This is a genomic window from Streptomyces sp. ActVer (genome assembly GCF_027270795.1).
Classification (GTDB): domain Bacteria; phylum Actinomycetota; class Actinomycetes; order Streptomycetales; family Streptomycetaceae; genus Streptomyces; species Streptomyces umbrinus_A.
In genome coordinates, this window is the sequence record NZ_JAPWHT010000599.1 from 1 (window position 1) to 5,225 (window position 5,225).

6 protein-coding genes are annotated in these 5,225 nt (G+C 71.4%); 5 read left to right on the forward strand and 1 reads right to left on the reverse strand.

Annotated features, from left to right (window positions below; genetic code table 11):
• Positions 1 to 230: 230 nt before the first annotated feature.
• Positions 231 to 923 carry a GntR family transcriptional regulator gene (locus tag O3Q52_RS48525; protein ID WP_269654837.1) on the reverse strand — a complete coding sequence of 231 codons (693 nt, stop codon included), beginning with the start codon at positions 921 to 923 and terminating at the stop codon, positions 231 to 233.
• 229 nt (positions 924 to 1,152) lie between these two features.
• Here O3Q52_RS48525 and O3Q52_RS48530 point away from each other — a divergent pair, with 229 nt between their 5' ends.
• The 5 genes from O3Q52_RS48530 to O3Q52_RS48550 form a co-directional block, all read left to right on the forward strand.
• On the forward strand, positions 1,153 to 2,472 hold the full coding sequence (locus tag O3Q52_RS48530) for an MFS transporter (RefSeq protein WP_269654838.1): 1,320 nt from the start codon (positions 1,153 to 1,155) through the stop codon (positions 2,470 to 2,472).
• Positions 2,469 to 3,290, forward strand: a complete 822-nt coding sequence (locus O3Q52_RS48535; RefSeq protein ID WP_269654839.1) for a putative hydro-lyase — start codon at positions 2,469 to 2,471, stop codon at positions 3,288 to 3,290. The genes O3Q52_RS48530 and O3Q52_RS48535 overlap by 4 nt, the downstream gene beginning before the upstream one ends.
• Before the next feature lie 19 nt (positions 3,291 to 3,309).
• A complete protein-coding gene (locus O3Q52_RS48540) occupies positions 3,310 to 4,068 on the forward strand; it encodes a LamB/YcsF family protein (RefSeq protein WP_269654840.1) in 759 nt (252 codons plus the stop codon).
• Complete coding sequence (locus O3Q52_RS48545; RefSeq protein WP_269654841.1) at positions 4,065 to 4,679, forward strand: allophanate hydrolase subunit 1; 615 nt, start codon at positions 4,065 to 4,067, stop codon at positions 4,677 to 4,679. Before O3Q52_RS48540 ends, O3Q52_RS48545 begins: the two co-directional genes overlap by 4 nt.
• On the forward strand, positions 4,679 to 5,225 hold a 547-nt coding region (locus O3Q52_RS48550; protein ID WP_269654842.1), incomplete at its 3' end, for a biotin-dependent carboxyltransferase family protein. The genes O3Q52_RS48545 and O3Q52_RS48550, both read left to right, overlap by 1 nt.

A 5,225-nucleotide genomic window follows, 5' to 3' on the forward strand; every position in this document is an offset into this window, starting at 1 on the left:
GGCCCGGTGCGGGGCGCGGCCCCGCGCTGAGCTGGGGCGGAACACTGTCCGTCGATGCAGGCGAAGTCACGGTGCACAGACTAGGTCCTCGGTCTGACAACAACCGAAACGCTCCGCTGGGATCGCCGGACCACTGCGGGTGGTTTGTTGTCCGCGGGTTGACCGCGGCTGGGCGCGCCCAGCCGCGGAGCCGCATTCGGCACAGCCCTGCGCCCCTTCGGGGGCGCTGCCTAGCCGTCCTCCGCCACCCGGCGACCGTAGACCTCAACGACCCTTTTACGCGAATCATCCAGGTATACGCCGAGCAGGCTCTCGGCCTCCCCGCGGTCGCCGCCCTGGAGGGCCTGCAGTATCTGGCCGTTGCGGGCGAGGTACGGCTCGTGCAGCCGACGGGGGTCGTCCACCAGGTGGAAGGCGAGGCGCAGTTCGGCGAAGACGCTGCGCATCAGCTCGTCGGTGCGGGCACTGCCGGCGAGCGCCACCAGCTCGCGGTGGAAGTGGATGTTGGCCGTACCCAGGCCTTTCCAGTCACCTTCGCGGGACGCCCGTCGCCCGTCCGCGACTGCCGTGGCGAGGCCGTCCACCGCGTAGGGCGGTTCACCGAGTCCGCGTACGACGGCGCATTCGACGAGGCTGCGGGTGCGGTAGATGTCCTCGACGTCCTCGACGGTCAGGACCCGCACGAAGACACCCCGGTTGAGCTGGTGGACCAGCAGCCGTTCGTGCGTGAGCAGCCGGAACGCCTCGCGCAGCGTGTTGCGCGAGACGCCGAGCGCGTTGCCGATGCTGTCCTCCGACAGCCGTGTGCCGGGCGGGAAGAACCCTTCGGCGATCCGGCTTCTGAGGATGTCCGAGACCCGCTCGGCAGTGCTGGTGCGACCCAGCAGCGCGCGGTCGTCCGCCAGTCCGTTCAGTTCGGCCACGCCCGAATTCAATCGCAGATACAAGAACGAAACAACATGGGTATTGAGGGATCGTTCAACGATCCTCTACCTTGCTAGTCAGGCACCGGCCGCTCGTCCCGGAGCCGACGGCTTCCGCACGCCACAGTTCGGTACCGCAACTGCTTCAGCACGCCACAACTCGCACCGCCACTGCTCCCGTACGACTCAGTCCTCAAGCACCCTCCCGTCCCTCATCTGCGAGGTGCCCATGAGCACGACCCCTCCACCGCAGGCCCTGAACACCGAGACGCGCCCCGGAGCGGGTGAACCCACCGCCGACGAGGGCGCGTTCGCCTGGCTGCGGGCCCTGGGTCCGCGCGGCCGCCGCGCCTTCGGCGGCGCTTTCGGCGGCTATGCGCTGGACTCGTACGACTACTTCACGCTGCCGCTGAGCATGGTCGCCCTGTCCGCGTACTTCGGCCTCAACAGCGGCCAGACCGGACTGTTCACGACCGTCACGCTGGTCGTGTCCGCGATCGGCGGCGCGGCCGCGGGTGTGATCGCGGACCGGATCGGGCGCGTCAAGGCGCTGATGATCACCGTCATCACATACGCGGTCTTCACCGTGGCCTGCGGCTTCGCGCCCAACTACGAGACCCTGCTGGTCTTCCGCGCTCTCCAGGGGCTCGGTTTCGGCGGTGAGTGGGCGGTCGGCGCCATCCTGGTCGCCGAGTACGCGAGCCCCAAGCACCGGGGGCGCACGCTCGGCGCGATCCAGAGTTCCTGGGCCGTGGGCTGGGGACTCGCCGTGCTGGTCTACACGCTGGTCTTCCAGTACCTGGACGACGATCTCGCCTGGCGCGTGATGTTCTGGACCGGGGCGCTGCCGGCCCTCCTCGTCATCTGGGTACGTCGCAATGTGAAGGACGCCCCGGAGGCGGCCGAGCGCCGCAAGGAGAGCCCCGAGAAGGGTTCGTTCGCCACGATCTTCAAGCCGGGCACGGCCGCCGCGCCCGGACTGCTGAAGACGACGATCTTCGCGGTCCTGCTCTCCACGGGCGTCCAGGGCGGCTACTACACGCTGGCCACCTGGGTCCCGACCTACCTGAAGACGGACCGCGGGCTGTCCGTCGTCGGCACCGGCGGCTATCTCACGTTCCTGATCTCCGGGGCCTTCATCGGCTATCTGACCGGCGGCTATCTCACCGACAAGCTGGGCCGCAAGCGCAACATCCTGCTCTTCGCGATCCTCTCGGCGGTCTGCATCCTGGCCTACGCGAACATCCCGAGCGGCGCCAACACCCTTGTCCTGGTGCTCGGTTTCCCGCTCGGCTTCTGTATGTCGGCGATCTTCAGCGGCTTCGGCTCGTTCCTCAGCGAGCTGTACCCGACCGCGGTGCGCGGCACGGGACAGGGCTTCACGTACAACACCGGCCGTGCCGTGGGCGCGGTCTTCCCGACGGTCGTCGGCTTCCTGGCCGACAGCTGGGGTGTCGGGGGCGCGCTGGTCTTCGGCGCGATCGGATACGGTCTCGCGGCGCTGGCCCTGATCGGTCTGCCCGAGACCCGTGGGAAGGAGCTCCTGTGAACCGTACGCAGCACCGCCCCCTGAACCTTCTCGAAGACCACGCGCACGCGTGGAGCCCGGCGGAGGCACGCTCCCGGTTCCGTTCGGGAGTGTCCGGTTCCACCGCGGGCTGCTCGGCGGGCCACACCCAGGCGAACCTGATCTCGGTGCCGGCCGACTGGGCCTACGACATGCTGCTGTTCTGCCAGCGCAACCCGAAGCCCTGCCCGGTGCTCGACGTCACCGACGCCGGTTCCTGGACGACCGTTCTGGCCGGCGATGCCGATCTGCGGACCGATCTGCCGGGCTACCGGGTGTGGGAGCACGGCGAGTTGGCCGAGGAGCCGACGGACGTGCTGGCCCACTGGCGCGACGACCTCGTGTCGTTCCTCATCGGGTGCAGCTTCACCTTCGAGTCGGCGCTGTCCGACGCGGGGGTGCCGATGCGCCACATCGAGCAGGGGCGCAACGTCTCCATGTACGTGACCAGCCGCCAGTGCCGTCCCGCGGGGCGGCTGCACGGCCCCATGGTGGTGTCGATGCGTCCCGTGCCGCCCGAGCACCTGCCCGCGGCGATCCGGGAGACCAGCCTGCTGCCCGCGGTGCACGGCAGCCCGGTGTACTGCGGCGATCCGGGCGGCCTCGGCATCGAGGACCTCGCCCGCCCCGACTTCGGTGATCCGGTGGACGCCGAGCCGGACGACATCCCGGTGTTCTGGGCCTGCGGTGTGACACCGCAGGCCGCGGTGATGGCCTCACGGCCGCCGTTCGCGATCACTCACGCGCCGGGCCAGATGTTCATCACCGACGCCCGCGACGAGCAATACCGCGTCGCCTGACCGGGAGGAACAGCACTCCATGAGCACCATCGATCTGAACGCCGACCTCGGCGAGGGCTTCGGCCGCTGGCGCCTGACCGACGACGAACAACTGCTGTCCGTCGTCACCAGCGCCAACGTGGCCTGCGGCTTCCACGCCGGGGACGCGGCCACCATGCGCCGGGTGTGCGACCTGGCGGCCGAACGCGGTGTACGGATCGGCGCCCAGGTCTCCTACCGGGACCTGGCGGGCTTCGGGCGGCGCGCGATGGACGTGCCGCCCTACGAACTGGCGGCCGAAGTGGCCTACCAGATAGGTGCCCTGGAGGTCTTCACGCGCGCGGCGGGCGCGCGCGTGGCGTACGTCAAACCGCACGGCGCTCTCTACAACCGCGTCGTGCACGACGAAGAGCAGGCCGGAGCGGTCGTGGAGGGCGTGATGCTCGCGGACGCCGCGCTCCCGGTGCTCGGCCTGCCCGGCTCGCGTCTCCTCGACGTGGCCGGGAAGGCCGGACTCCCGGTCGTCACCGAGGCGTTCACGGACCGCGCCTACACCGACGAGGGCACACTCGTGCCGCGCGGCCGGGAGGGTGCGGTGATCACCGATCCGGCCGCCGTCGTGGAACGCTCGGTGGCCCTCGCCCGTTCTGGTGTCGTGACGTCCCACTCCGGGCGTGACATCCCGGTCCGGGCCCGCTCCTTGTGCCTGCACGGCGACACACCCGGCGCGGTGGACCTGGCCCGCCTGGTCCGTGCACGGCTGGAGGAGTCGGGCATCCGCGTGGAGGCGTTCGTATGAGGGCACTGCCGGTCGGCGACCGTGCGCTGCTCGTCGAGGTGTCCACGGACGAGGAGGCACAGGCCCTGCACGCCGATCTGCTCCGCCGCCGCGCGGAGGGCTCCCTCTCCGTGCGCGAGATCGTCCCCGCGGCCCGTACGGTCCTCCTGGACGGCCTCGACGATCCGGCCCGACTGGCCGCGCGGTTGACCACGTCGACGCTGCCGCCCGCTCCTCCGCGCGCGCAGGAGGTGGTCGAGATATCCGTCCGCTACGACGGCCCGGATCTCGCGGCCGTCGCCGGCCACTGGGACGTGTCCCCGCAGGAGGTCGCGCGGATCCACGCGGCGGCCGAATTCCGGGTCGCCTTCTGCGGGTTCGCCCCGGGCTTCGGCTATCTGACCGGGCTCCCGGCCCGCTACGGCGTGCCCCGGCACGCGACACCCCGTACGACCGTCCCGGCGGGTTCCGTGGGCCTCGCGGGCCCGTACACGGGCGTGTACCCGCGCTCGTCGCCGGGCGGCTGGCAGCTGATCGGGACGACGGACGCGGTCCTGTGGGACCACGCGCGCGTGCCCGCCGCCCTGTTGTCGCCCGGCACGCCGGTCCGCTTCGTCCCGGTGGAGTCCTGATGACGGACCGCGCACTCGCCGTCGTACGGGCCGGGGCGCTGACGACCGTGCAGGACCGGGGGCGCCCGGGCCACGCGCACCTGGGCGTGCCGCGCTCCGGTGCGCTCGACGCCCCCGCCGCCGCCCTGGTCAACCGACTCGTCGGCAATCCGCCCGAGGCGGCCCTCCTGGAGACGACGCTCAACGGCTGCGACGTACGGCCGCGTTCGACCGTCACCGTCGCCGTGGGAGGCGCCCCGTGCCCGGTCACCGTGGACGGACGCCCGGCCGCCTGGGGAGCCCCGGTGCGCGTGCCCGCCGGCGCACTGCTGTCCGTGGGAACGGCGGTCTCCGGAGTACGCAGTTATGTGGGCGTGTCCGGCGGAGTGGCCGTCGAACCGGTGCTCGGCAGCCGGTCGACGGACCTGCTGTCGGGCCTGGGCCCGCCGCCCCTCACGGACGGAATGGTGCTTCCCCTGGGGACGCCGATGCCCCCCCACGCGCGCGTGGACGTCGTCCCGCAGCCGCGGCCCCCCGCCGGGGGAGACCCGGAGGCGATGGAGCTGG

Excerpts from the sequence above, each read along its gene's own strand:
- O3Q52_RS48530 (WP_269654838.1), top strand. The coding sequence starts at position 1,153 with ATGAGCACGACCCCTCCACCGCAGGCCCTGAACACCGAGACGCGCCCC.
- O3Q52_RS48545 (WP_269654841.1), top strand. The coding sequence starts at position 4,065 with ATGAGGGCACTGCCGGTCGGCGACCGTGCGCTGCTCGTCGAGGTGTCC.
- O3Q52_RS48540 (WP_269654840.1), top strand. The coding sequence starts at position 3,310 with ATGAGCACCATCGATCTGAACGCCGACCTCGGCGAGGGCTTCGGCCGC.